Source organism: Treponema sp. OMZ 840 (assembly GCF_050937815.1).
GTDB lineage: Bacteria > Spirochaetota > Spirochaetia > Treponematales > Treponemataceae > Treponema_C.
The window spans coordinates 302,651-329,390 of sequence record NZ_JACDIJ010000002.1; the positions used below are offsets into that span (position 1 = coordinate 302,651).

At 43.4% G+C, this 26,740-nt stretch carries 20 protein-coding genes and 1 pseudogene; 8 read left to right on the plus strand and 13 right to left on the minus strand.

Annotation, left to right across the window (positions count from 1 at the left end):
* Positions 1-21: 21 nt before the first annotated feature.
* Positions 22-699 (plus strand): HAD family hydrolase, encoded by a 678-nt coding sequence (locus tag H0R92_RS04830; RefSeq protein WP_432961666.1) that lies wholly within the window; start codon positions 22-24, stop codon positions 697-699.
* 22 nt (positions 700-721) lie between these two features.
* On the plus strand, positions 722-5,101 hold the full coding sequence (locus tag H0R92_RS04835; RefSeq protein ID WP_432961668.1) for a SpiroCoCo family coiled-coil protein: 4,380 nt from the start codon (positions 722-724) through the stop codon (positions 5,099-5,101).
* 39 nt (positions 5,102-5,140) lie between these two features.
* Here H0R92_RS04835 and recG read toward each other — a convergent pair whose 3' ends face one another.
* The 7 genes from recG to H0R92_RS04870 all read right to left on the minus strand — a co-directional run bounded on the left by recG (position 5,141) and on the right by H0R92_RS04870 (position 16,940).
* A complete protein-coding gene (gene recG, locus H0R92_RS04840) occupies positions 5,141-7,348 on the minus strand; it encodes an ATP-dependent DNA helicase RecG (RefSeq protein WP_432961670.1) in 2,208 nt (735 codons plus the stop codon).
* Between the two features lie 3 nt (positions 7,349-7,351).
* Positions 7,352-7,936: a YggT family protein gene (locus H0R92_RS04845; protein ID WP_432961672.1), complete on the minus strand. Its 585-nt coding sequence runs from the start codon at positions 7,934-7,936 to the stop codon at positions 7,352-7,354.
* 53 nt (positions 7,937-7,989) lie between these two features.
* Complete coding sequence (gene dnaE / locus H0R92_RS04850; RefSeq protein ID WP_432961674.1) at positions 7,990-11,577, minus strand: DNA polymerase III subunit alpha; 3,588 nt, start codon at positions 11,575-11,577, stop codon at positions 7,990-7,992.
* Positions 11,578-11,658: 81 nt separating this feature from the next.
* Positions 11,659-12,915, minus strand: coding sequence for a hypothetical protein (locus tag H0R92_RS04855; RefSeq protein ID WP_432961676.1), 1,257 nt, complete (start codon positions 12,913-12,915; stop codon positions 11,659-11,661).
* A complete protein-coding gene (locus H0R92_RS04860; protein WP_432961678.1) occupies positions 12,915-14,147 on the minus strand; it encodes an AGE family epimerase/isomerase in 1,233 nt (410 codons plus the stop codon). The genes H0R92_RS04855 and H0R92_RS04860 overlap by 1 nt, the downstream gene beginning before the upstream one ends.
* A 142-nt stretch (positions 14,148-14,289) precedes the next feature.
* Positions 14,290-15,795, minus strand: coding sequence for a sodium:solute symporter family protein (locus tag H0R92_RS04865; protein ID WP_432961680.1), 1,506 nt, complete (start codon positions 15,793-15,795; stop codon positions 14,290-14,292).
* A gap of 65 nt (positions 15,796-15,860) precedes the next feature.
* Positions 15,861-16,940 carry a LacI family DNA-binding transcriptional regulator gene (locus tag H0R92_RS04870; RefSeq protein WP_432961682.1) on the minus strand — a complete coding sequence of 360 codons (1,080 nt, stop codon included), beginning with the start codon at positions 16,938-16,940 and terminating at the stop codon, positions 15,861-15,863.
* 233 nt (positions 16,941-17,173) lie between these two features.
* On the opposite strand from H0R92_RS04870, the gene rfbB reads away from it, so the two are divergent.
* The 4 genes from rfbB to H0R92_RS04890 all read left to right on the plus strand — a co-directional run bounded on the left by rfbB (position 17,174) and on the right by H0R92_RS04890 (position 21,560).
* On the plus strand, positions 17,174-18,334 hold the full coding sequence (gene rfbB / locus H0R92_RS04875; protein WP_432961684.1) for a dTDP-glucose 4,6-dehydratase: 1,161 nt from the start codon (positions 17,174-17,176) through the stop codon (positions 18,332-18,334).
* Positions 18,335-18,518: 184 nt separating this feature from the next.
* Positions 18,519-19,811, plus strand: coding sequence for an ABC transporter substrate-binding protein (locus tag H0R92_RS04880; RefSeq protein WP_432961686.1), 1,293 nt, complete (start codon positions 18,519-18,521; stop codon positions 19,809-19,811).
* Positions 19,808-20,524 (plus strand): GTP-binding protein, encoded by a 717-nt coding sequence (locus H0R92_RS04885; RefSeq protein ID WP_428770114.1) that lies wholly within the window; start codon positions 19,808-19,810, stop codon positions 20,522-20,524. Before H0R92_RS04880 ends, H0R92_RS04885 begins: the two co-directional genes overlap by 4 nt.
* On the plus strand, positions 20,508-21,560 hold the full coding sequence (locus H0R92_RS04890) for an ATP-binding cassette domain-containing protein (RefSeq protein ID WP_432961689.1): 1,053 nt from the start codon (positions 20,508-20,510) through the stop codon (positions 21,558-21,560). The genes H0R92_RS04885 and H0R92_RS04890 overlap by 17 nt, the downstream gene beginning before the upstream one ends.
* 81 nt (positions 21,561-21,641) lie before the next feature.
* On the opposite strand, the gene H0R92_RS04895 is transcribed toward H0R92_RS04890, so the two are convergent.
* Positions 21,642-22,427: a hypothetical protein gene (locus H0R92_RS04895; protein WP_432961691.1), complete on the minus strand. Its 786-nt coding sequence runs from the start codon at positions 22,425-22,427 to the stop codon at positions 21,642-21,644.
* A 98-nt stretch (positions 22,428-22,525) separates the two neighbouring features.
* On the opposite strand from H0R92_RS04895, the gene H0R92_RS04900 reads away from it, so the two are divergent.
* Positions 22,526-22,960 (plus strand): MarR family winged helix-turn-helix transcriptional regulator, encoded by a 435-nt coding sequence (locus tag H0R92_RS04900; protein WP_432961693.1) that lies wholly within the window; start codon positions 22,526-22,528, stop codon positions 22,958-22,960.
* A gap of 119 nt (positions 22,961-23,079) precedes the next feature.
* Here H0R92_RS04900 and vapC read toward each other — a convergent pair whose 3' ends face one another.
* The 5 genes and pseudogenes from vapC to H0R92_RS04925 form a co-directional block, all read right to left on the minus strand.
* Positions 23,080-23,481, minus strand: a complete 402-nt coding sequence (gene vapC / locus H0R92_RS04905) for a type II toxin-antitoxin system tRNA(fMet)-specific endonuclease VapC (RefSeq protein WP_432961695.1) — start codon at positions 23,479-23,481, stop codon at positions 23,080-23,082.
* Positions 23,478-23,708 (minus strand): hypothetical protein, encoded by a 231-nt coding sequence (locus tag H0R92_RS04910; RefSeq protein ID WP_432961697.1) that lies wholly within the window; start codon positions 23,706-23,708, stop codon positions 23,478-23,480. The genes vapC and H0R92_RS04910 overlap by 4 nt, the downstream gene beginning before the upstream one ends.
* Before the next feature lie 81 nt (positions 23,709-23,789).
* Positions 23,790-23,909 (minus strand): annotated as a pseudogene (locus H0R92_RS04915) (type II toxin-antitoxin system mRNA interferase toxin, RelE/StbE family); the annotation flags it as partial.
* Between the two features lie 150 nt (positions 23,910-24,059).
* On the minus strand, positions 24,060-24,344 hold the full coding sequence (locus tag H0R92_RS04920; protein ID WP_428769502.1) for a type II toxin-antitoxin system RelB/DinJ family antitoxin: 285 nt from the start codon (positions 24,342-24,344) through the stop codon (positions 24,060-24,062).
* A gap of 180 nt (positions 24,345-24,524) precedes the next feature.
* Positions 24,525-25,541, minus strand: a complete 1,017-nt coding sequence (locus H0R92_RS04925; protein ID WP_432961699.1) for a virulence RhuM family protein — start codon at positions 25,539-25,541, stop codon at positions 24,525-24,527.
* A gap of 142 nt (positions 25,542-25,683) precedes the next feature.
* Here H0R92_RS04925 and H0R92_RS04930 point away from each other — a divergent pair, with 142 nt between their 5' ends.
* On the plus strand, positions 25,684-26,730 hold the full coding sequence (locus H0R92_RS04930) for a BMP family ABC transporter substrate-binding protein (protein ID WP_432961701.1): 1,047 nt from the start codon (positions 25,684-25,686) through the stop codon (positions 26,728-26,730).
* Positions 26,731-26,740: the final 10 nt, after the last annotated feature.

The window sequence follows — 26,740 nt, forward strand, 5'->3', positions numbered from 1 at the left end:
TTTTTGTAGTATAAATAAGAGATGATATGTGACATAGAAGCGGTTGCTTTTGATATTGACGGAACCTTATATCCTGACTGGCGGCTTTTTATAAGAATTGCACCGTATTTTTTTAAGAATCTTTCGTTTTTTCTCACCTTTAAAAAGGTGCGCTATTTGTTACACAGAACCGCCCCCCTTCCCGATTTTTTTGAATACCAAGCGCGGCTTTTGGCCGCATATATGGAGATATCTCCGGAACAAGCGCATGAACTTATACGCGAAAAAATATATGACGGCTTAGTCCGATTTTTTCCTCATGTAAAGCCTTTTAAACATATGCGCAGCACACTCCAAAGCTTTAAAGAGGCGGGGCTTAAACTGGCCGTTTTATCCGATTTTCCGCCCGAACAAAAAGGCGATATGTGGGGGTGTAAACCTTTTTTTGACTGTATTTTAGGATCCGAAGAATGCGGGGCCTTAAAGCCCTCGGCTTATCCCTTCGGTATTTTACGCCAATCTTTAAATGTTTCGGCGGAACGGATTTTATATGTAGGCAACAGTATCAGAAGCGATATTCAAGGAGCTCATAATGCCGGCATGAAAACGGCTTATTTAATTCCCTTTTGGCGCAGAATATTGCATAAAAAGCCGCGTGAAGCCGATATTTGCTTTAAAAACTATCGCCAATTGTGTAAAATTGTGTTACAGTTAAAGTAATATTATTACCGGGTGGGAAGCGATGATACTAATAAATATTATTACGGCGGCAGTTTGTTTTGCCATGCTGCTGGTATTCAGGCAGCTCGATAAAAACAACCGGTCGATTGAAAAGGTTAAAAAATTTACGGACAAGGTCCTTGCGGATTTTGACGCTTATTTTAAAGACAAAGCGATTCAAATAAAAAATGCGGGGGTCGAACTTGACGTAAAACAAAGTCAAGCCGTTGCCGCCATAAAAAGATTTGAGCAAAACACGGCGCAGTTTGAAAGCCGTTCGGCGGAATTCGGCTCCCATATACAAGTAATCGAAGACGTAAAAAAACGTATTTTTTCTTATGAAACGTTAATAAAAGACTTGTTTGACATGACAGCCAAAGTAGAGGAAAATCTTGAAAAAATACATAAACACTCGAATTTTATCGATAAAACATTTAAAATATTGAACGATCAAAAAAACCGTTTGGACGAAATAGAAAAAAGAATACCGCATTTGCTTCTTGATTTTGAAAAACAAAATGCGGATCATATAGGCCGTTTGGAAGCCGAATATACGGCGGCGCTTGACCGCCGCTTTTCCGAACTTGAAACTCTTGCGGACGCCGCGATCGATAAAAATCGGGAATTGCTGGAAGAAATAAATACGGTATTCGATTCATCTCTTAACCGCGCGGTTCAAAAAGCCGACTCTTTGGAGGACGACGTTTTTGCACAGCTTCAGGAAGGCATCCGGCAGCGGGAGGAAGAATTCGAAACTCTTTTAAACCGCAATACACGGGATTTAACCGAATATGCCGACCGCGAAAAAACGGAAATTGAAAATACTTTTGCCGAAAAAATTAAAAACGCCCAAGATGAAATTGCCGACTTATACGAGCGGTTTAAAGCCGATTCAAATGCGGCATTGGATGAACTTAAAGCGGATTTGTCCAAAGCCGTTTCGGATCAAAAAGAGAATGTGTATTCCGAACTTAAAAATCAGCAAGCGGAAGTTGCCCGCCTTGCCGAAGAAACCGAACGGATTTTATCCGAAGCGGACAGCGGTCAGGGAGCAAAGATACGGACTGCATTGGACGAGCAGGAACGCCGTTTTGACGAGGCGGTTAATGAAATAAACGAAAAAGCAAAAACGGCGCTGGAAAACGTGTCGGATTATGTACATACGGAACTTTCGCGCGGGCAGGAAGAGTTGGCTTCATCGCTTGCGGAAACCCGCCGGCTTTTGGAAATAATCGGCAGCGGACAGGAAAAAAAAGTGCAATCGGTTATCGAGCGGCAGGACGAACGTGTGCGCGATGCTATGGAAGCGCAGGACGAAAAACTTACCCGCGCTTTGGACGATATGTCAGCCGCAGCCTCCGATTTATACGAGCGGTTTAAAGCCGATTCGAATGCGGCATTGGATGAACTTAAAGCGGATTTGTCCAAAGCTGTTTCGGATCAAAAAGAGAATGTGTATTCCGAACTTAAAAATCAGCAAGCGGAAGTTGCCCGCCTTGCCGAAGAAACCGAACGGATTTTATCCGAAGCGGACAGCGGTCAGGGAGCAAAGATACGGACTGCATTGGACGAACAGGAACGCCGTTTTGACGAGGCGGTTAATGAAATAAACGAAAAAGCAAAAACGGCGCTGGAAAACGTGTCGGATTATGTGCATACGGAACTTTCGCGCGGGCAGGAAGAGTTGGCTTCATCGCTTGCGGAAACCCGCCGGCTTTTGGAAATAATCGGCAGCGGACAGGAAAAAAAAGTGCAATCGGTTATCGAGCGGCAGGACGAACGTGTGCGCGATGCTATGGAAGCGCAGGATGAAAAACTTACCCGCGCTTTGGACGATATGTCAGCTTCGGTTCTTGCTTTACTGGATCGCCGGCGCAAAGAAATAGCCGATGCGATTGAAAACCAGCGCAGCGTTTTGTCCGATGAACTGACACAGCTTGCCGAGCGCAGTTCGGCGGAAATAAGCCGGCAAAAAGAAGAATTGACGGAATTCAATGCAAATTTCGGCAGGGCGGAACAAATGCTTCGGCATATGGACGAAACGGTAAACAAGCGTCAACAAGAAGGCATAGATATTCTTGAACGCTTAAAAAATCATTTGGAATCCGATTCGGCCCTTCTTGCCGAACAAGCGGATACGCATATCAATCAAGTAAAAGAAATGTTCAGCCGCTCCTATGAAGATGCTGTAAAAGCCAATACGAAAAATTTACAGCTTTTTTTTGAAGATACGGAAAAACAAATGTCCGATACTCAAAAAGATATCGAATACCGCTTAAAAAAACTGGAAGCTTTGGGAACGGATATCGACAGCCTTGATAACAGTTTTCACAAGCTTATGGAAGGTGCCGAGCAGCGTATATTGACCGAGTTCGATTCATTTAAAACCGACAGGGGCAGCGCACAGCAGGATTTTGAAGCGGCAATCAATTCTTCATATGAACAAATGAAAACCGTTATTGACGGCTTGGATCAGGAATTGAACGAATTAAAAACCAAAGCCTATGATAACGTATCTCAAAAGCTTAAAGTTTTTGAAGACGATTTTTTCAAAGACCTTAATGAACGCGGCGACAACTTAAATGCTTCGCTGGAACAATGGAAAGAAGGTTTTGACGTTCGGCTGGAGGATGTATCGCAGCATTTTGAAAGCGAACGCCGGAATCTCGAAGTGCAATACGGCGAAGAAATAAAAGAAAAGCTGCTGAGCTTACAGGAAAAATATCGTCAGCAGTTTTCTTCTTTGGAAGATACGATAAAACAAACCGACAGCGACTTTAAAGAGCGTATGACCGGTATCGAATCTTCGCTGCGCAGTTTTATGGATTCCCGTCACGACGATATGGAAAAAGCCCGCGAAGCTGTGGAAGAGTATTTAAAGACGGAATTGGAACGTCAACAGCAAAAAGCATCGGAACAGTTAAGCCGGTATGAGCAGGAAATCAATACGCAGCTAAACCAAATAACGCAGTCGGTTTCGCTTACACAGGAAGAAACAAAAGGGTCTTTGGAAGGAATTTTGGGAGACCTTGCCTCATGGCGTGAGCGGCTGAATACTCAATTTGAAGAAAATCGTTCGCTGTACAGTGAAAAACTGGCGGATTTACAGCAAACATCGGAAGAACAAATCGATCAGGTTCAGCACATCTTTAACTCCGACATTGCCCGTTTTACAAATATTGCAAAAGATGAAAGCAATAAAATATCCGCCGAGTTGGATTCTTTAAAAGAGCAAAGTAAAAAATCTTTGGCGGACTACGAAGAACGAACCGAACAAATGCTTGAAGAATTCAAAAAAGCGTATGAAACCATGCTTGACGATACGCAGCGCAGAATCCGCGATGAAAACACCGATGCCGAACAAAAGCTGCGGTTATTAAAAAATCTTGTGCAGGACGCGCAGAAAAAAACCGAGAGCATACATGAAAAAACGCTTTTGGAAATTCAAACCGAAGCAAACCTGCTAAAAATGAACATCAATGAAACGGATAAACAATTAAAGCAGTTTTTGGCACAAACACAATTGGTTGAAAAAACAGAAGATATGAAAAACCAATTGGAAAATCAAATGAAAGAACTGCGCGATCATATATCGCGATTCGATTCGTTCAAGCAGGTAACCGACAGTATCGAACAGCAGTTCGGAAAAATGCGGAAAATAGATGAAGAAATATCCGTAAAATTGCAGCAGTTTGCTTCCGGTAAAAATAAAATAGATGCCATCGAAGCGAATTTCAGCCGCCTTATGGGCTTGTCGTCTTCAATGGATCAAAAAATTCTTGAATTAAAAAATACAAGCGACGACTTGCAAATTATTCAAGGTGAAGTGCGCCGATTTCAGGAAACTCTCGGCGATATTTCCGTTCGTTACGACAGGCTGGAAAAGAAAAATATCGTACTCGACCAAACAATGGACGGGGTTGACCGTACCTTTGAGGAATTACGAAACCTTGAACAACGTTTAAGCGAATGTTCGCAGCAGACAATACAAATGCCCGCCGTCGTCGATACGCTGCGTACCGATTTAAATGCTTTGATGGAACAGTCGGGACGTATAAACGATCTTGTCGATAAGCTGAACGATTTGGACGCCGTTTTGGCGGAAACGGACCGCCGTATCGAAAAAGTGGATACGGCCTGCGGCTGGATAAATAAAACCGAAGCCCGTTTGGATGAAATGAAAAAAGAAGCGTTGGAGCAAGTCAATCTTCTCGGCGCCCTTATTAAAGACGGCGGTAAAGCAAAAAAGAAAGAGGCCGGCGCTCCGCCGATCGGTGTGCGCGAAAACGTTCTCAATTTGAAGCGTCAGGGATGGACAGTCGAGCAAATTGCCGCAGGATTGAGTTTAACCATCGGTGAAGTTGAGCTTATTTTGGATTTTTACGGAAGAGAACGGCGATAAGTTTGCGTGTGCGGCCGGCTTACGGCAGTATAGCCCGCCTTATGTACCGGAATTAAGGTAAAAATCCCGCTCGGCTTCTTTTCGGGCAAGATGCAGCAGTTCTTTATCCCGTATAGGATCGGCTAAGCCGAGCGTTAAATATCCCGACTGCTGAATACCTTCGGCTTCGCCGGGGCCGCGCAAACGTAAATCTTCTTCCGCAATAAAAAAGCCGTCCGTACTTTTGTGCATAACTTTGAGCCGCTTTGTTCCCGTTTCGCTTAAATTTGTACCGTAAATTAAAAAACATGCAGACTGGGCGCTGCCCCGTCCTACACGGCCGCGCAATTGATGTAAGGCGGCAAGACCGAAGCGTTCCGCATGTTCGATTACCATACAGGTTGCATTGGGTACATCGACCCCCACTTCAACGACGCTTGTCGCGACAAGAATTTGAATTTTATTTGTATAAAAAAGCCGCAAAATATCGTTTTGTTCGTCTTCATTTGTTTTTGAATGAATGAGCGCACAGGAAAATTCGGGATAAACGTGTTGCGATAAAAAAGCGTACATTTGTTCGGCGGATTTTAAAGTATTTTTTCTTTGTATGCCGCCGATATCTTTTGCGGGGCTGCCGCCTTCATTGTGCGGCGTTTCTTCCGGAACATCGGGCGTATCTATGCGCGGATATACAAAATATGCTTGATGACCTTTTTGTAATTCCGCCCGTACCGTTTCATATACGTGTTTTTCATTTCCCGCCCGTGTTAAATGCGTGCGCACCGGCTTTCGGCCCTCCGGTACGCTTTTTATTACGGAAACATCCAAATCGCCGTATACGGTATGGGCAAGCGTTTGCGGAATCGGAGTTGCGCTCATCATTAAAAGGGCCGGATTTTCCAAAATATTTTGTGTTTTCAGTTTTTGTGCGGCGACAACAGAAGAGCGCCCCTTGTGTATAATGGTATTGCGTTGTACAACACCGAAACGATGCTGTTCGTCTATGATAACCAGTTTTAAATTATAATATAAAACGTTTTTTGAAAATAAAGCGTGGGTACCGATAACAATATCGATGTCGCCGCTTTGAAGGGCTTGCAGCAGGGGAATCCTTCCCTTGTTTTTAACATTGCCCGTTAAAAAAGCCGTTCTCACGCCTTTTTCCGTTCCGCCCGTTAAGGGTTCCATAAGACGCGCCGCATTTTCGGCATGCTGTTTTGCAAGAATTTCGGTCGGTGCCAGTAAAGCGCATTGGGCGCCCCAATCGATTGTGCGCAGAGCGGCAAAAAAGGCGACAAGGGTTTTTCCCGAACCGACATCTCCCTGTAACAGCCTCGCCATATAAAAGGGGCGGTTTTTTTTCTCCGAATTCGAAAAACCTGCGTCTATATCGGCGTTTATGTCGGCAATTACCTGCATTTGGTCCTTTGTAAGTTCAAAGGGCAGGCGCTCAAGCAATTCTTTTTGCCGCGGCGATAAAAGCGGTATCAAATCTTTTTTTAAAGTGACGGTTTTTTGAGCCGGCGCCGTCATTCCGCTTTTTCGTTCCGCAGCCCGCTCGATAATGCTTTTTTGAAATAAGTATAATTCTTCAAATATAATCGAACGTTTTGCCCGTTCCGCTTCCTCGGCACTTTTCGGCATATGTATGGCTTGTATCGCTTTTTGCTTGTTAAAAAAACCGTATTTTTCTAAAAGTTCCGAGGGGATTTCATCTTCGATACCCTTTGTATAATTTAAAATTGCTTTTGCCGTTATTTTGCGTATTTGGCTTTGCGAGAGTCCTGTTGTAAGCGGATATATAGAATATACGGCGCTGTCGGGCAGCGCGGCGTTTTTGAATTCAGCGATGCTGCCTTTTTCACAGAGAAGCAAAAAATCGAAAGATGACGATTGTATTTCGCCGTAACGGAAGCTGAAAGATCCGCTTATGCTTATAACGCATCCGACCGGCAGCATTTTTTGCAAAAAGGGGCGGTTAAAGCAAATAAGGACTGCCCGCTCGGTTCCGTCCGTTATAATTATTTTAAGCGTTTTCATACGGCCGAAACCGAACCATTCATGAGAAACGACGGATGCGGCCGTATGAACTTTGCCGTACGAAAATTCGGCAATCGATCTTCGCTGTGTTCTGTCTTCCCAATCCCGCGGATAATAAGTCAGTAAATCGGATACGGTAAAAATATTCAGGCGGGCAAAAAGCCCTGCAAGGGCCGGCCCTACACCGGAGATATGCGTAATCGGTATCTCCATTTCCCGTATTTTCATAGGCTACAAAGAAAACAAAGCGATGAGCCTGCTTATAAGGATTCCTAATCCGAATTGGACGATTAAACCGCATCCCAAGGTTATAAGCAGGGCATATTTCGGTTGTATAAACCGTCGGCGCGAAAAAAAAGCGGGAATTTTGTAAATGATAGGGTTTAAGACTTGATCAACGGTATACCATATGCGATTTTGTGTTTTATTGAGGAGTTCCGCGATTAAACGTACCGCTAGTAAAATATTAAAAAAGGTTAAAAGCGACGATATAATAGACCAGAGCATTTGCAAAATTACGGAAACGATAATTCCCAATGAAAAACTGCGGTAAAACGCGATTTGTTTTAAAATTGAAGAAATCATAATCAATACGCCTACGGAAATTACCGGCGAAAGATCAAAAGGCGAGTTTTTTAGGAAATTGAATTTACGAAACATATTGAGCCAGGGGTCGCATATGCGGGCAAGAAGCCGGCCGAACGGGCTGTAATTTAAATCCGGAAGCCAAGTAAAAAAAACGCGGATTACACATAAAAGAGAATACAAAGAAACCACACCGCCCAATGCGGCAAATAAGCGAAAGATAATATACATATTTTTAATATAACAAAAAACCGGTACAGAATCAACAAAAGAAAAAGGGCGGTTTATTCACACCATATATTTTCGATAAAACCGTATTCTTCCAATTTTGCAATGAATTCGTCGCTGGCGGGGACGCTTGTTAAGCCGCTTGCTTTTACCGTATACATTTTTTTAGCGGTTTCCAAATGAAAAAAAACCGAACAGGGACCGTCAGAGCCTATAATAAAATCCTGCAATTTATCGAGCTGTTGTCTGGTTGTCAGTATCGGCGACAATTGTATATGAACTTCTTTGAGCGATTTTTCTTTAAGATTTTCTATATCCAAGATGTCGTCGATAAGAAATGAAGGGGTAGAGCGCGAAAAATCGGTTTTTCCGGATATTGCTATAACCGTATCTTCCGTTATTTTTTCGCGTATTTTTTCCCAGGTTTTCGGAAAAAAGGTGATGTCGCATATACCGTCCATATCTTCAAGTTTGCCGAAAGCCATTTCTTTGCCTTTTTTTGTGAGAATACGGCGCAGTTCTTTTATAATGCCGAGCATAATGTAGGTTTTTTCACGCTGTGCGCGTTCTACGGTTTTTGTCGTTAAGGTTACCGATCGGTTTATGACGGCTGCATATTCGTCGAGCGGATGTCCCGAAATATAAAAACCGATAAGCTCTTTTTCGATACGCAGTTTTTCCAAAGGCGGGTAATCTTCTACCTGTTCAAAGGTAAAGGCGATAAATTCCTGTTCGCCCGAGTCCTCAAATAAGCTTACTTGCCCGGCTTTGCTGTCCGATTTTTTATTTTCACAGTATTCGACGGCACGTTCGCAGTTTTGCAGCAGGGTCGGACGGTTGGTTCCCAATTTGTCAAAGCATCCCGTTTGAATTAAAACTTCCAAAGCGCGCTTGTTTACCGTCCGTAAATCGACACGTTCCAAAAAGTCGATAAAATCTTTGTACAGGCCTCCTTCTTTGCGCTTATTTAAAATCTCATCCGCAGCCGCATCGCCCAAGCCTTTTATACCTAAAAGGCCGTAGACAATCCGGCCGTCTACAACGTCAAAAAGTTTGTCGGAACGGTTAACGTCCGGCGGGTCTATGGCAAGCCCCATAGAGCGGCCTTCGGCGATGTATTCGGGGAGCTTGTCGGTACTTGAAATTTCGTTGGTAAGGTTTGCCGCAATAAATTCGGCCGGAAAGTTTGCTTTTAGATAAGCGGTTCGGTAAGCGACAACGGAATAGGCGGCAGCATGACTTTTGTTAAAGCCGTAGCCGGCAAAGGGAACGAGGATATCGAATATTTCCCCTGCATGGGCTTCGGAAAAACCGTTTTTTACTGCCCCCGCGGTAAATTTGCTCCGCTCCTTAACCATAACCTCTTGTTTTTTCTTTCCCATAGCGCGGCGCAAAATATCCGCTTCGCCGAGGCTGTAGCCGGCTATGCGCTGGGCGACTTGCATAACCTGTTCCTGATAAACGATAACGCCGTATGTTTCTTCGAGGATATCTTTTAAGCAGGGGTCCGGATAATGGATTGTCGATGCGTCGAATTTGCCGGCGACATATTGGTCTATGTAGGCCATGGGGCCGGGGCGGTACAGGGCGTTTAATGCGATAAGGTCTTCAAGGCGGCGCGGTTTTGCCTGTTTTAAAACCTTTTGCATACCCGGACTTTCAAATTGGAATACGGCGGCGGTTTGTCCCGCGCAAAAAAGGTCAAAGGTTTTTTCATCCGTTTCGCTTACTTTTTCCGCATCGAATTGTTCGAAGCCCGCGCGCTTTTGTATAAGCCGTTCGGCATATTTTATAAGAGTAAGGGTTTTTAAGCCCAGATAATCCATTTTTACCAAGCCGCAGGGTTCGATTATATCCATCGTATATTGAACGGCGACCTTTCCCGTTTTGCCGTCCTTGTATACGGGCGCCCATTCGGGAAGTTCGCTTTTTCCGATAACGATACCCGATGCGTGTAAGCTTGTGTTGCGGTTAATATCTTCAAGTTTAAAACAAAGGTCGAAAAGCTCTTTATAGCGCACGTCTTCGCGGTATTGACGCAGCTGCCCGAAATCGGGATGTTCGGGAGTCGGTTCTTTAAATCCGTCGGCAAGATGTACTTTTGCGCCTTCGGGAATAAGTTTTGTCAGCATATTCACTTCATTTAAAGGAATATTTAAAACGCGCCCGACATCTTTTATAACCGCCTTTGCTTTTAAAGTTCCGAAAGTTGCAATGTGGGCGACTTGAGGGTCTCCGTATTTTTCTCTCGTATATTCGATAACGTCTTGGCGGCCTTCGAAGCAAAGGTCTATATCGAAGTCGGGCATACTGACACGTTCCGGATTTAAAAAGCGTTCGAACAGCAAATTAAAACGGAAGGGGTCTATGTCGGTAATGCTCATTGCGTAAGCAACAAGGGAACCGGCGCCCGAACCTCGTCCGGGACCCACGGGAATACGGTGTTTTTTTGCCCACGCAATAAAATCCCAAACGATTAAAAAATAGCCGGCAAAGCCCATTTCGAAGATAACCTTCAGCTCATGCTCGGCGCGCTCGGTAATTGCATCCGTAAGACTGCCGTAGCGTTTTTTTAACCCCTCGTATACAAGGTGGCGCACGTAATCTTCCTGTGTTTTAAATCCTTCGGGGATTTGATATATCGGAAGGCAGTCTTTAAGTTGTTCCGTTTGATACTGCGGAATAGTCAAATCGACCATATCCGCTATACGCTTTGTGTTTGCAATCATTTCAGGATGCGAAGGAAACAGTTTGCGCATTTCTTCTTCGCTTTTCATATAAAACTGCTGACCGTCATAGCGCATACGGTTTGCATCGCTTCTGAGTTTTTTTGTTCCGATGCATAACAGTACGTCTTGGGCAACCCAATCTTCCGGGTAGACGTAGTGAATGTCGTTTGTTACGACCATAGGAACGTTCATGCGCTCTGCAATGTTTATAAGAAGCGGTGCGGCGCGCCTTTGTTCTTCAAGGCCGTGATCCTGCAATTCGACATAAAAGTTATCTTTGCCGAAAATACCCTGATAAAGGTTTATCATGTCTTCGGCTTCTTTTTGCTGCCCTGCAAGCAAAAGGCGCGGCAATTGACCTGCCAAACAAGCTGTGGTGCACACTAAGCCGCCCGAATACATTTTAAGCAGTTCGACGTCGATGCGGGGTTTATAATAAAAGCCTTCGGTAAAGGCGCGCGAATTGAGCATACAAAGGTTTTTATAGCCTTCAATGTTTTTTGCGATTAAAATAAGATGATAGTATTTATTACCCTGTTCGGTTCCCGTCCGTTCATGGCGGCTTGCGCCGGCAACGTAAAATTCGCAGCCGACAAGGGGTTTAATGCCTGCGGCATGGCATTGCTGTTCAAAGCGAAGGGCGCCGAACATATTGCCGTGATCGGTGAGCGCGAGGGCTTGAAATCCCAATTCTTTTGCCCGCTTAATTAAAACGGGAATTCGGGACGCCGCATCCAAAAGCGAATAGTCGGAATGTACGTGTAAATGTACAAATTCGGCTTTGGGCGCATCGTTTTCGGCTTGTTCGGCTGCGCTGCCGCTTAGCTCGGCCGCACTTTGTTCACGTTCTTCCGCTTCTTCAAATACGTCCGTTTCCCGTTCTTCTATACCGTCGATTACATCAGCTTCTTCCACCGTATACTCCGCTTTGACAGTATAGACTAAAAAGAAAAGGCGGGCAAGCGGTGTAAATATAAAACTGCCGCCGTTTATGTATTACGGCTGCGAATACAGGTTCTCCAACGCGGCAATTACCGTTTTTTCTATATCAGGTTTATATGTACCGCACAATGCAAAAAACGGAGCGGATCCGCACGGCTCGTAGCCGCCTTCTTTTATTTGTTTTTCGGTACACACATAACCGATCATACCGTTTGCATAAGCGACACATACGGCATGAGGATTCTTTTTTCGCATTAATTCCGCATAATATTGCGACATTTCCGCATTAAAAAAGAACAAAGGGACAGAGCCGAAATCGACACGTGTTATTTCAAGGATTTCGTAATTCCGATAGTTCTTTTCAACGGCTTTTTGCGCCCATTGGCGGGTGACAATGTCTTTTCCGTTTATGATAAGCTGTTTTACTTCTTCTTTGGAAAGTTTTTGTACCAGCGGAAGTTTTATCGTTTTTTTATGCACGGATATGCCGTTTTCTACGGGAAAAGCCTCCGTTTTTAACGTTTTTTCACAGCAACAAAAAAAACGTTCCGCAAAAGTTACGACATTGGAAAATTCGCAGGAAATAAAATGTTCTCCCAAAACACTGTTCGGGCGTAAATCCGCAGTACAGCCCTGCAAAAAAATCGATACGCAATTCGAATATTTTTCATCGAACATACGCAGTACGACGCCGGTATAATCGGGATGTACGGTATTGCCGTTGGAAAGGTTTGCATGGCAGGGGTAATGAACTGCAAAACCCTTCGGGCTGCCGTTGCTTTTTTTGTAATAGCCGAATATCGTTAAATTCGAATCGGCAGGAACAGTGTAGTTCGGCTGCATTTGAATACCCGTGTCGGTTTGTACCCTGCGGTACACATTCATTTTACAAGTGCCGTTGTAGCGTTTTATGCAAACTTCTTCCAAATCCTCTTCGGCTTTTATAATTCCTTCCGTAACTTTTCGGCTTAAAAAATCCGTATATTCCGGAATGCTTGTTTCAAGCAAAGGGGTAAACGTATTTCCCGTTCCGGGACCCGAATGATTATGCGAAGCGATGAATATAATGTGCTCTTCCGGTATACCCAAATTTTGAAATAAGGTTTTTCGGATTGAATATACAAATTCGGGGTTCCACCAAAGCAAATCCGCATACACAAGTATGACACGGTTCTTATCGCTTTTCCAATAGTGAATTCTTAAAAAAATATCTTCAGTTATTTCACTGAAATTTTCGCTCCGGTTTCCGTATCCGCACAAGCGAAGGGGGATGGACGGCGAAATTATTAATTTTGACGTACCGAGTTCCATTACAGTAATTCCGTTATTTTTATGTAGTTGCGTAAAATATGAAAAGGATCTTTTACGGGCAGTGCAACCAGCTTTTCTTCCGGCAAACCGTTGCGCGAACGTATTTGAATCCATTCTCCCAATTCTTTATTCGGAAACGTTTTAAAAATATAGTCGCTGCTTGTTTCATATATTTCTTTAAATTCGCTGTCGCCGGTAAGCTTGTATAATAATATAAAGGTAAAAAGGGTTTCCGAATGCGGCCACCATAACTTCATGTCCCATGTATTAAGAATAAGATTTTCATACGGACTGCCGTATGATGTTCCCTGCGGTTTGCCTCCGGTGTAATCTACAAAGCGCAACAAACCCCCGTATTCTTTATCCCATCCGAGATGCCATGTCCGTTTTGCCGTTTTGCAAATTTGCGCAAGATATTTTTCCGTACAACCGATTTTTTGAAAAAATTCAAGGAGAAACCACAAGTCTTCGATAGTGTGTCCGGGGTTGATATGACGATCCAGCAGGCCGTCTTTTTTGTCGGAACATAGAAATTCCCTTATATATCCGTCCGCGCACATAAGCTTTTCTACGATAAACAATGCGTTTTTTTTACCGAATTCGATTTCATCGCTTACAGGCATGTTGAAGGTTTGTAGCATTGATGTGTATTCATGTATCGTATTAACCAAAATCATAGGAATCCCGTGTATCTTATATCCGTCGGGAATGGGGTAGGGTTCCGTTAAAAAATTGTGCGATTCTATTCTTGTTTTAATGGATTTATAAAGTACTTGTGCCGTTTTGCAAGCTTGTTCGTTTTCAAAGGTTTGTGCGTACTGTGCAATACCGATAAGCGCAAAACAATCCGCATAAATACTTGCGTCAAAACGGCCCGTATTGTCATCTTTGATTTTTACACCGTCACGTGTTAATAAATAACAGCAGGATGTATCATCCATAATGCAGTATGTGCTTATAAACCGCCATGTTTTTTCCGCCCAGTTTTCAATTTGTGCGGCATTGAGCTTGGGCAGCACATTTTTTTTAACCAGTTTGTATAAGCAGCACAAAATCCACAGCCATCGTCCCTGCGACCACGTGAATTTGTTGTCGCTTATTTTTTTATCGCCGTAATTGTTGATGCAGTTTAATATTCCTCCCTTTTCATTGTCTATGAATTTAATCCAATAGGGGAAAAAATCATTTTGTATTTGATTTAGATAAAACTCTTTTATTGACGGGTATTTCATTTTTCAAGTAAGTCCTTGTTTTATTGCAATACCTTGATTTTATCGAATGTAAAATCAAGGAGTGCGGAACTGTCTAAAAGAGCGATTCCTTTTGTGCCGGTTCCGCACCTGTGTTTATTGTGTTATAGCGAAAACATACCGCTTAGTCGTTTTTTCCGAGATTTACCAGCATGTTTTCAACCGCCTCGGGTACTTTTTTCTTTTGCGCATATTTATTAAACAAACCGATAACGCAAAAAACCGTAAAAGCAACCAATGTCGGCATAATCAGGGCAAAGTCCGGCGGTAATTTGAGCATACCGGCTTTTGTAAATACAAAGACGAGGAATCCGCCGAGCGTCGAACAAATTGCGGCTTTTCCGTCACAATCTTTAAATGCGGGAAGCAGACCGAGCAATAAGGGAATGGCTGTCGGTCCGAGCAAGGCGGAAAACCATGCAAGAATCATACCGGCTATTCCGCCGAAGCGCTGATTTAAAAGACCGATAACAACCGTAAACGCCATAAAGATAAAGGTGGTAACACGTGCAAGCCATAAGCCTTCTTTTCCGTCCCTGTTAAGGTCTTTTTTAAAGATAGGAATAATGTCGCGGGTAATGACGGCCGAAATCGTATTACAGTCCGAAGTACACATTGAAAGCGTATTGGCATACATTGCCGCCAATGAAAGACCGATTAAACCGGTCGGCAAGAACTTTTTGCTCAGTTCGGCAAAGAGTTTGCTTGATGCTTCCGCCTGTGTCCATCCGGGGAATACGAGCGGGCCGAGCCACATAGGAGTAAAAACAACGAGCGGCCATACTAAATATAATAAAGCCGAAAGCAATGCGCCCTTGCGCGCATTAGCGTCGTTTTTACTGGAAATAAAACGGGTTGCCAAACTCCATGTACCGCCGTTATAGCTTAAGAATATGACAATTGCAAAAAACAATGTCCATGTAAGAGAACCCTGTCCGCGTCCGGGGTTAAATACGGCAAGATGTCCTGCCGGGAGAGCTGCAAAGGCTTGGAAAAGACCGAGATCCAGCTGTGTTTTAAGGAAAACAAGCGTGCCTATAAAAAGTACGATTCCGCCGACCGTTTGAATAACCCACTGTGTAAAGTCAGTCCAAAGGTCTGCTATCAAACCGCCTACGGACATATAGTACATTGAAACAAGGGCGGAACTCAATACTCCGATATAAAACGGAATACCCGTAAAACCCTGCACCAAAATACCGATAGAAGCCCACTTTGCTCCTACGTCAATCAGTTTGCTGAAAATACCGGCAACTGCAACTACTACTTGCGCTGCCGTTCCGTACCGCATTTTCAAATATTCTGTGGGGGATTGAATGCCCAAGAATTTTCTCAAACGGGGCCAGCGCGGTGCGATAAGCATTGAACCGATTGTAACCATCAATGCGATATTCATACCCCACCAAAAATAGATTGCCGTTCCCGTTGCATATGCAATTCCTGCATAGCCGACAAATACAACGCCGGAATACCCCGTTACGTGGTGGGAAATTCCCGACATCCACCACGGAACTTTTCCGCCGGCAACGTAAAAATCTTCAGCCGTTTTTACGCTTTTTTTTGTGCGCAGTCCGATAAGAACCATACCCACAAGGAATGCGACTACCATAGCATAGTCTAGCCAACTCATATGTGCCTCCTATAAATTCCCGGTTTTCATAACCGGGGAGAATCCGAAAAAAATAAAGCGCATTTTTATCTTTTTATTTTGTGATGAATTTTACGGACGGATTCGCGTTCAATCAACCGCGGGGGTAAAAGAATCCGTTTTATTTCACCGGATTTTCCCTCAATCCGATTAAGTAAAACATCGGTAGCCAATCGTCCCGTTTCAAAGGCGGATTGGTTGATTGTTGTAAGTGCCGGCGCAAACATTTCTCCGAAAGGAATGTTGTCACAACCGATTACGGAAATGTCCCGCGGCACTTGAATGCCCTCTTTTTCAAATTTTTTTATTAAACCGATAGCCATCATGTCATTTACGGCAAAAACGGCATCGGGCAAATACTTCCGCTGCAGCAATAAATCCCCCGCATATTGTCCGCAGTGAAAATCATAATCAAAACCGGTGTTTTTACGATCGGTTTCGGCAATGATAAGATTTTCCGACGGAAATCTTGTGTGTTTTTCTTTAAACGTTTTTTTATATCCTTCAAATAGAAGTTTTCGGCTGAATCTGGTAAAAGGGCCGGAAACAAAAGCAATATCTTTATGGCCGTTGGCAAACAAAAACTGCGCCGCCATGTAACCGGCATTTAAAAAATCAAAACTCACATTATCCGTTTTTGCATAGTTGTACGGCTGATCGAAAAGCACAAGGGGCATTGAAATATTCCGCAGTGTTTTTAAAAAGCTTCCCTGTACATGTATGCTCGATAAAAGAAATCCCGCCACTTGTTTTCTTTGTAAAATATCCAAATGTTTTTCTTCAAGCTGAGATTTATTTTGAGAAGAGCAAATAATAGGCATATAGTCGCGTTTAATACATTCATGTTCGACAACGGATACAAGCTGTGCATAAAAAGGGTTGGAAAGCGAAGGGACGATAACGCCTATTTCCCTGTTTGTTCCGCCTCTCAGCATTTGGCCGAAAATATTGGGCTTGTATTTTATGGAAGAGGCAATATGAAGAATTCTTTTGCGCACGTCTTTTTTTACCGGATAATCGGAGCCGCTTAAAACACGGGATACCGTGGCGGCTGAAACGCCGGCGGCTTTTGCGATGTCCGAAACGGTCGGTTTTTTTCCGTTTTTTGTTTGTACATGAGCTTTCATAATAAAAACCACTTATAGTAAACGTTTGCTATATAGTAAAGCTGTTTTTCAGATCTGTCAAACATTTTTTTGTTTTTTACCGTAAAATGGGAGCTTTTAATTGCAAAAATAACAAAAAATACGCTATGTTTTAATTTTTACTTTGAATTATAGAAAAATATTTCTATAATCGCAGCTTCCGCCCCGTTTTTTCTTCCCTTGTTTTGCCGCAGCACATATGTTATACTGATTTTATGCACAGAACTTTGAAAAACATTTTGGTTACCGGCGGCGCCGGTTTTATCGGAAGCAATTTTATACATTATGTGTTCGATAAAACGCCATTTAAAGGCAAAATAGTCAATTTGGACAGCCTGAGTTATTGCGGCAATCTTGAAAACCTCGCGTCGATAGAAAAGCGTTTCGGAATAAACGGAAACGAAGAAAAAGGCCGCTATATATTTTGTAAAGGCGATATTTGCGATTCTCAAACCGTCGATAAACTGTTTTTTGAGTACGATATAGATACGGTGGTGCATTTTGCCGCCGAAAGTCATGTGGACCGCTCCATTGCGGGGCCAGAAGCCTTTATACGCACAAATATTACCGGAACGTTTAATATGCTCGAATGTGCGCGCCGAAATTGGACGCATAAAAACGCGGACGGCATAAAAAGCGGCGTGCTTTTTCATCATGTAAGTACCGATGAAGTGTTCGGCTCTCTGGGAGCGAATGGTTATTTTACCGAGAACACTCCCTATGCTCCCCGCAGTCCTTATTCGGCAAGCAAAGCCGCATCCGATCACTTAGTGCTGGCATGGCACAGCACCTACGGCTTACCGGTAACGCTTTCAAACTGTTCGAACAATTACGGCCCGTATCAGTTTCCCGAAAAACTTATTCCCTTAATGATTTTAAATATTAAAGAAAAAAAACCGCTTCCCGTATACGGAGACGGAAAAAATATCCGCGATTGGCTTTATGTAGAGGATCACAATAGCGCCGTATGGCTTATCTTAAACAAGGGAAAAGCGGGACAAACCTATAATATAGGCGGCGAAAACGAATGGGAAAATATTCGGCTTTTGCAAAAATTGATTGAATTAACCGTCGAAAAATTGAATGAAGCACAAAGCCCGAGTTGTGCGGACGGAGCGCAGACCGCGGACGGTTTTTACCGTCTTGAAGACGTACAAAAAACGATTCGATTTGTTTCCGACAGACCCGGCCATGACCGCCGTTATGCAATCGACTGTTCAAAAATTAAAAAAGAACTGGGCTGGAAACAGTCGTCGTCCTTTGAAGAAGGATTAAAAAAAACCGTCGGCTGGTATTTGGAAAATCCTTTATGGATAGAGGGCATAAAAACCGGTTCTTACCGCACATGGATTGATCAAAATTACACAAACAGATAACGGCGAGCCGATATCGGCTTTGAATTTACACTATGCTCCGCTTGCCTTTAGACCGTTTTTTTTGTATATTTTGAAGCGCAATAAGTTAGGATTGATTAACAGAAATTGTGAGCGCCGTGCTTTTGTCTAAGCAAAACGCTTTTTTCGGGCAATATAAAAAAGAAATATAAAAATCGGAGATTGTATGAATCAAAAAATAAACCTTGACGATACGGTGTTTGCACTGACCGAACAATACCCGCAAATCGTTTCGTATTTGGTACAAAAAGGGTTTGCGCCCCTTTCAAACCCCGTTATGAGAAAGCTGATGGGAAGCAAAATCAGCTTAAAAAAAGCTTTGTTGTCGAAAAACCTCGATGTCGAATCCTGCGAAGCCGAACTGAACTCATTAATCGCAACCGCGCATCTTACCGAGCAAGCCGACTCTTCTTTAAAAAAACTGAAAAACGACCCGTTTTCCCATCTTAAAGATGAAAGACAGCGCATTAACATACAGGGGATTTTACCCTGTCCGGTGCGCATTCCCCTTTTGGAAGCCTTTGAAGAACTCTACGCCTCTTATACCGAAACTCATGCCGACGAGATGAAAAAGGCGGGTTATACCTTCAGCTACGATTTACGCTCGGCAAACTTGGGTATCGACTGGCTTGCGGACGCCTTTAAAGACGAACAGACCGTACCCGACCTTATGCTTTCCACGGGCTTCGACTTTTTTTTCGATAAAGCGCGTATGGCCCCGTATACGAAAAAAGATATGTTTTACTGTCCCGTTTTGCACATGAACGCCGATTTTTGCAGCGACTCGATCGATTTACGCGACAAGGATAATGTCTATGCGGTAATCGGGGTTGTTCCGGCCCTTATGGTTGTGAACAAAGCTGCTCTAAACGGACGGCCGATGCCCAAGCGCTGGGCCGACTTGTTTACGGATGAATTCGAAAACGCCCTTGCCCTCCCTTTTAAAGACTTGGATTTATTCAACGCCCTTCTTTTGAACGTGTACAAATTGTTCGGTGATGAAGGCATTCAAAAACTTGCGAAAGCCTGCGGTTCTTTTTTACATCCTGCACAGATGGTAAAAGAAAACTATACTTATAAAGAAGGAGATCCCGCAGTCCATATTGCCCCCTACTTTTTTTCGACGATGATTCGCGATGATTCTCAGCTGGAGGTTGTGTGGCCCGAAGACGGTGCGGTACTTGCTCCGATTTTTATGCTCGCCAAAAAAGAAACCTACGAAAAAACACGGGTATTTTCCGATTTTTTTCTTTCAAAGGAAGTCGGTACCCTTTTATCGCAAAACGGCTTTTTCCCCTCAACAAATCCCGATGTGGACAATAAGCTTGACAAGGACAAAAAGTTTTTGTGGATAGGCTGGGATTTTCTTAAACAAAACGATATAGGAGAACTTCTTGAAAAATTGAATGCCGACTTTGAAAAAGCCCTTGGCGCAAAGTCCGAAAGGTTTGCAGTATGAATGCGGTCATAGTATCGGGGCCGCCCTCTTCGGGAAAAACGAGCGTTATTTTAAAAACAATTGAAGCACTTAAAGACCGGGGAATCCGCGCAGGAGTTGTCAAATTCGACTGCCTTTATACGGACGACGACCTTTTATACGAAAAAGCGGGTATTCCCGTACAAAAAGGAATTTCGGGCGCCCTATGCCCCGACCATTTTTTTGTGTCGAATATCGAAGAAACGGTACAGTGGGGTATACAACAAAACCTCGATATGCTGATTACCGAATCGGCGGGTCTGTGTAACCGCTGTTCTCCCTATATAAAAGAGGTGCCGGGAATCTGCGTTATAGATAACCTTTCGGGTATAAATACGCCGAAAAAAATCGGTCCGCTTTTAAAGGCTGCCGACATCGTGGTTATTACAAAGGGAGATATCGTATCGCAAGCCGAGCGCGAAGTGTTTGCGGCAAAGGTACATGCGGTAAATCCTAAAGCCCTTATTATGCATGTAAACGGCTTAAACGGGCAGGGAGCCTTTGAATTGAGCCGCCTTTTAGAAGGAGGCAAAAATATTACGAGCGTGGAAGGAATGGAACTGCGCTTTCCCATGCCGGCGGCATTGTGTTCTTATTGTTTGGGCGAAACGCGTATAGGAGAGCGTTTTCAAAAGGGCAATATACGCAAAATGAAAATTACTGAAAAGGAAACGGACAATGCCGCCTTATACTGACAATACATACACTTTAAATAATTTGCACGCAGTTCCTCTTACCGGACAAAGCATAGCCGAACTTTTAAAAACCTATCCCTTTATAGAAGACTTTTTTACGGAAAACCGCCTGCACGATTTGGGCGTATTCGATAAAAGAAGCCTTACCTTTGCCGGTTTTTTGGATTCGATCCATCCGCAAATTGCCGAAGACGCCGCCCTCGACAAGGCCGAAATGTACAATTCCTTTTTCGACTTTATTGTTCAAATGAAGGAATTTTTGGACTTGGACGATTCGAGCGCGGTACACAGCATTCGTATTTTGCCCGGAACCGATAAGTCCGGCGCTCCGGAAGCTTTTTCGGAAATAACGCTCTACCGTTCCGAAATTATCGCCATTGTCGGGCCTACCGGTTCGGGAAAATCGCGCCTGCTTGCCGATATAGAATGGGCGGCGCGCGGCGACACTCCGACAAGGCGCAGCGTTTTGGTAAACGATAAAATACCGGACAGGGCTTTGCGGTTTTCGGCGAACAATTCTCTGGTTGCCCAATTGTCGCAAAATATGAATTTTGTTATGGATTTGTCGGTGGAAGAATTTATCCGGCTCCATGCCGAAAGCCGCCTTGTCGAAGATAAGGATGAGGCCGTGCGCGCCGTCCTTGAAGCGGCAAACCGTCTGGCGGGGGAAAGCTTTTATGTGCATACGCCCGTTACGGCTTTAAGCGGCGGTCAATCGCGCTCCCTTATGATTGCCGACACGGCGATTTTAAGTTCATCTCCCATTGTGCTTATAGACGAAATAGAAAACGCGGGGATAGACCGCAAAAAGGCGCTGGAACTACTTGTGTCAAAAGAAAAAATCGTTTTGATGGCAACCCACGACCCCGCCCTTGCCCTTTATGCGGACCGGCGCATTGTCATTAAAAACGGGGGGATTGCCGCGGTACTCGAAACTTCCGCCGAAGAAAAAGCCCTGCTTGCCGAACTTGAACGTATGGACGAAAAGGTGTATAAGCTCCGGGCTGCCCTGCGAAACGGAGAGCGGGTGGGGTAAGGATGTAAAAAGGCGGCCGACCTTTTCGCGGCCCCTCTTTCCGAAGTAAATCGTTTCCGGAGAAAAATCACTCCGAGCAAATCATTTCCACGGAAATATAAAGCTTTTAAGATCGCGCGGGCCTAAGGTTTCGCGGTCTTCGGCAAGCAATTCATCCCAAGGAATATGGCGGCGTGCCTGTTTCGGAGAAAATTCCGTTTGTTTTTCAAGCCAATCGTATTTATACATTCTCAACCGAAGCGCGTTGTTATAGCCGAGAATAATACCCGTAATACCGGGAGCCATAAAACCTAAAAATCCGGAAAGCGCAAAAAGAATGCACGAATATATGAACATAAAAAGGGAAAAGCCGGCGTTATCGAAAAACAAAATAAAACTTTTTTTTAGATTTTTGCGGAAACTTCCGCCGAAATAAGATTGAAGCGGCATAAACCATTGCAAAGAAAGGACACTAACGACTAAAACCCAAAAAATTACGGAGCCTAAAACAAGGCCGAGTATATTGCCCATGGCAAAATAAAAGGGAAGCGCTATAAATGCCGCAAAAACAAGGGCTGCAAGAATTAAACCGAACAAAAGCGCTTCGCGCCATACTGAAATAAAGCTTGCAAAAACTTCCTTTACCGAAACCGATTTAAAGTCCGCTAAACGATGAGCGGCGTTGCTGAATCCCAAAAGCGGAATAGTTATTATCCAGATAAAAATAAAACTGCCGGCAAAAGCCGCAGCTACGGAAATATCGGCAAGTGCGGATACGGCAAAAAAGGCACCGGTGAGTAAGGCGAGCATAATCAAATTGAATAAAGCCAAGTGCAACAAGTTGTCCCAGCCGTCGCAAAAATTCTTTTTTATAAAAAACCAAATCATACCGTATAATGTACGCAATAAGCGCTTGCAAGTCAATGCTCGAAAACGGGAGCTTGAAAGAGTTGCGCTCTTATATCCTAGCTGTTATACTGTTTTTTATGGAAGAAGATTTAAACAATGTATCGTCGCTTGTATCGAAGATAGCAGGCGACATTTCCGCTTATTTAAACCGCCGTCTTGCAGAACAGGGGTTTTCGGGAATCGCCTCTTCGCACGGTTATATTTTATACTTGCTTGCAAAAAACGGAAAAATGAAAATGGGAGACCTTGCCCGCCGTATTCATAAAGACAAATCTACCGCAACCGCCCTTATAAAAAAACTTGAGGGCGCAGGCTATATTAAAAAAGAACGCTGCTTACACGACAGCCGTGTTACCTTTATTTTACTAACTGAAAAGGGCAGCGCTTACACGCAGGCAACCGCCGATATTTCGCAAGCGCTTATCGATACCTGCTATAAGGGTTTTTCGGAAAAAGATAAACAAACACTTTTTACTTTACTTTGCCGGATGGAAGCGAATTTTAATCAATAAATGAAACAAACCGTTTTTTTATTTTTCAGTTCTGCGCGGCTATCTGCAAATTGCAAAAACCGCAAACGACAGTACCCGCGCGGGGAAGTTTGTTATTCAGAAAGAAAGGGGATAGGGGGTTATCTTATCCAGTTCTTTACCCTTAGTTCCGGAATTCTTTTAAATTCACCGGAATTATTCGTGATTAAAATGCCGCTATGATATTTGACGATACTTGCAATCAATAAGTCGTTCGGGCCTATTATTTTGCCGCTTTGTTCAAGTTTTGAGCGTATTTCGGCATAGCAATGAGTCATTTCATCTTTAAAGGGTATAATTTCATAAGGGGCAAGAAATGCATCCAACTTTTGCAAAATATCTTTTTTTATTCGGCTTTTATAAGCTCCCGTCAATAATTCGGCCTTTACGATTGATGAAATTTTGATTTTATCGGGACTGACTGCAAGCCAACGCTTGACAACAGAGGGATATTTATTTTTCAAAAAGTATATACACATGTTTGTGTCCGGGAAATACGTCATAAACTTTCCCTCGAAACATCTGCGGAAAATGCAATTTGTTCGGGACGGCAGAAGGAGTCATCCTGTATACAGCCCGCCAATGCTTCATATCCGGGAGGATAAGCCGGTTCAATATGAGTCATAATTCTTGTTATAACCCATTTGGAAACCGATTGACTTTCTTGCGCAGCGGCATTTTGAATTTTAACCAAATCGGGCTGAGAAACATATAGCGATATTTGCGGCATTCTTTACCTCCTGTAATTGAATAATAATACAGGACACTCCTACAGTCAAGTATATTTTAAAGTATATGTGCTATACTTCACTTAAAACAGTTCGCTGTGGCTTCCGAGCCGTAAGGCGGTTAACACAAGTATATCGTCTTCTTTTTTATAGATTAAAACCAAATCGGGACGAATATGACAGTCCCTGCACCCTTTATAGTTTCCGGTTAAGGCATGATCGTGATATTTTTTTTCGAGCTTTTCTCCATCTAAGAGTTTTTTTAATCACAGTATCAACTTCATCAATAATGCTTTGTTTTGAAAGCTTGCGGTAATCTTTTTTAAATTTAGACGTATAATCAAATCTGTATTTCATCTCAAAAGACTGTTTTTTGCTTCCTGCCAGGAAGTAAAAGGCTTCCGCCGCCCCATCCTGATTTCCTCGCTGATAGAGTCGGCTTCATGTATTGCATCTATTGTTTCTTTATTAAAATTATCCAGCCGTACATCAAAAGGGAAGCCTCCTGCTTGAATGGATTTTCTGAGAAACACGTTTATTGCCGTTGTCAAATTTAAGCCAAGGGAGTTATAGACATACTCACTTTGAGCCTTTATATCCGAATCCATTCTGATACTGAAATTTGCCGCCTTTGCCATTCTTTTTACGCCTCTTTAACATGCAATATGTGTATATTATACATCCGATGCACAATATATGCAATGCAATTATGCCGATGTTTTGACAGTATGTGCAAACGGAAAGCGGTTTTACTGCGACATGGATTGGAGGGGCGCCGCAAAGTTCATCATTCAGGAGCTGAGGGGATAGGAGGAACCTTACACGGTTTCGTATGTTTTTTTACGGTATTTGATTTTTTTATCAAGCAGCTTTAATTCATCGTCATCTATTTTATCAGCTTGGATTGCCTCGTATTGTTTACGTTTCGTATCGTAGATTTGATATTCAGCTTCTACTTTCTTTTCCATTTGTTTTTTTGAAACGGAACCAGCTCCTTTTAAAATGCTTTTGTTTTGGAACTGAAGTAATCCGTCAACATTATTTCTCCAAAAGTTCAAGGTTAAATCTTTACGCTCTTTTACCCGCAGCTCGGCAGAATCAAGAAACAGCACGGTAAGTCTGTTAAGCATATCCAGTTCTTCTTCTGAAAGATAGTTTTTTGCAATGTAAATATCTTCTTTGCGAACAATGCTGCCTTTCCACGAGGTAAGAGCCATGTTCGGTTTTGACGCATCGGCTCGGCTTACAATTATTTCGGCTGCCGTTTTTTGAGTTGCTGCATAAAGTAGTTTATTTTGAGTTTCGGCAAAAAACAGATGTGTCTCTTTTTCACATGTTTGATAGTCGCTGCTGAGTGCAAAAAGATCCCGTATTTTTTGATAAAAGCGTTTTTCACTGGCGCGGATGTCTCGGATCCGTTCCAAAAGTTCGTCAAAATAGTCGGGTCTGCCGTCGGGATTTTTCAAGCGTTCATCATCAATTACAAAACCTTTTACTACATATTCTTTTAAGTTGGCATTTGCCCATATTCTGAATTGAGTTCCCCGTTTGCTTCTTACTCTAAACCCGACGGCGAGAATCATGTCCAAAGAATAAAAGGCTACATTATATTGTTTACCGTCAGTGGCAGTTATTAAGTAATACTTAATAACTGATTCTTTGTCTAACTCTTTGTCTTTTAGTACATTTGATATATGCATATTGATATTTGGAACAGAAGTTTCAAAAAGTTCCGCCATTTGTTTTTGGTTCATCCAAATATTTCCGTCTTTGGCAAGCAATATTACGTTTGCCTTACCGTCTTCGGTAGCGTATATAATCATTTCATTATTCATCGGCGTTTATCCTATCCGGTTCTTTATCTTTTATTTTATACGTGCAGAATATTATGTTCAAGTATGCGCATGCCCCTCTTGACAATAGTTTGATATAAAACTATTATGAAGCATAATCCAATTTAAAGATAAAGGGTCAACTATGAAAGCAAACAAACTTCTTTTGGCTGCGGCAGCGATTGCGGCGGTCTTTTTTTTCGCTTCCTGCTCAAAGGCTGAAAAGGCCGAACGGAAAATTGCGGTTTTTGTGCCGGGCGTCGTTTCCGGAAATCCCGTGTACGAAATGCTTAGTGCGGGCGTTACGGAGGCGGTCGCGTCTTACAACGCAGAACACGGCGGCGAGGTAAAACTCAGTGTTATAGAAGCCGGCACGAATCAAGCCGAATGGAGCACAAAGCTGACCGCTCTTGCGGCAACGGGCGAATACGAAGTGATTTTTTCTTCAAATCCGTCTTTGCCGGAATTGGCGGCTCCGCTTACCTCTCAGTTTCCCAAACAAAAGTTTATCATTCTCGACGGCTATCTTAAAGGCAACAAAAATATTGCAACCGTCCGCTACAATCAGCGCGAACAGGCCTATCTTACCGGCTATGCGGCGGGCTTGGTTACAACCGCTTCTTCTTCGGTTATGAAATATGCGAATGCTCAAAAGAAAATCGCCCTTGTTGCGGCGCAAGAATATCCTGTTATGAATAAGATTATTTTCCCTTCCTTTGTAGAGGGGGCAAAGGCCGCCGATCCGGAGATTACGGCGGAGTTCCGCATTGTGGGCAACTGGTACGACGCTTCCAAGGGAGCCGACATTGCCAAAGGTTTGTATGCAGAAGGGGTGGACGTTATCCTTCCGATTGCGGGAGGCGCTTCTCAGGGGGTGATTGCGGCCGCAAAAGAATCGGGATTTTACATCGCCTGGTTCGACAACAACGGATTTTCAAAGGCTCCCGGTTATGTTATTTCCAGCTCGGTTATGGAACAGAAAAAAAACGCTTATGAGCAAACCCTTAAATTCCTGAAAGGCAAAACCGAATTCGGTACGGCGCAAACTCTGGGCATAAAAGACGGTTACGTCGATTTTATTTTGGACGATCCGGCCTTTACCGAAACGGTGAGCGAAGATATACGGGCGCGCTTGGAACAGGTATACGCCGATATTAAAAACGGCAGCCTCGTTTTAAACAGTAAAGACTGACATTCCGCCG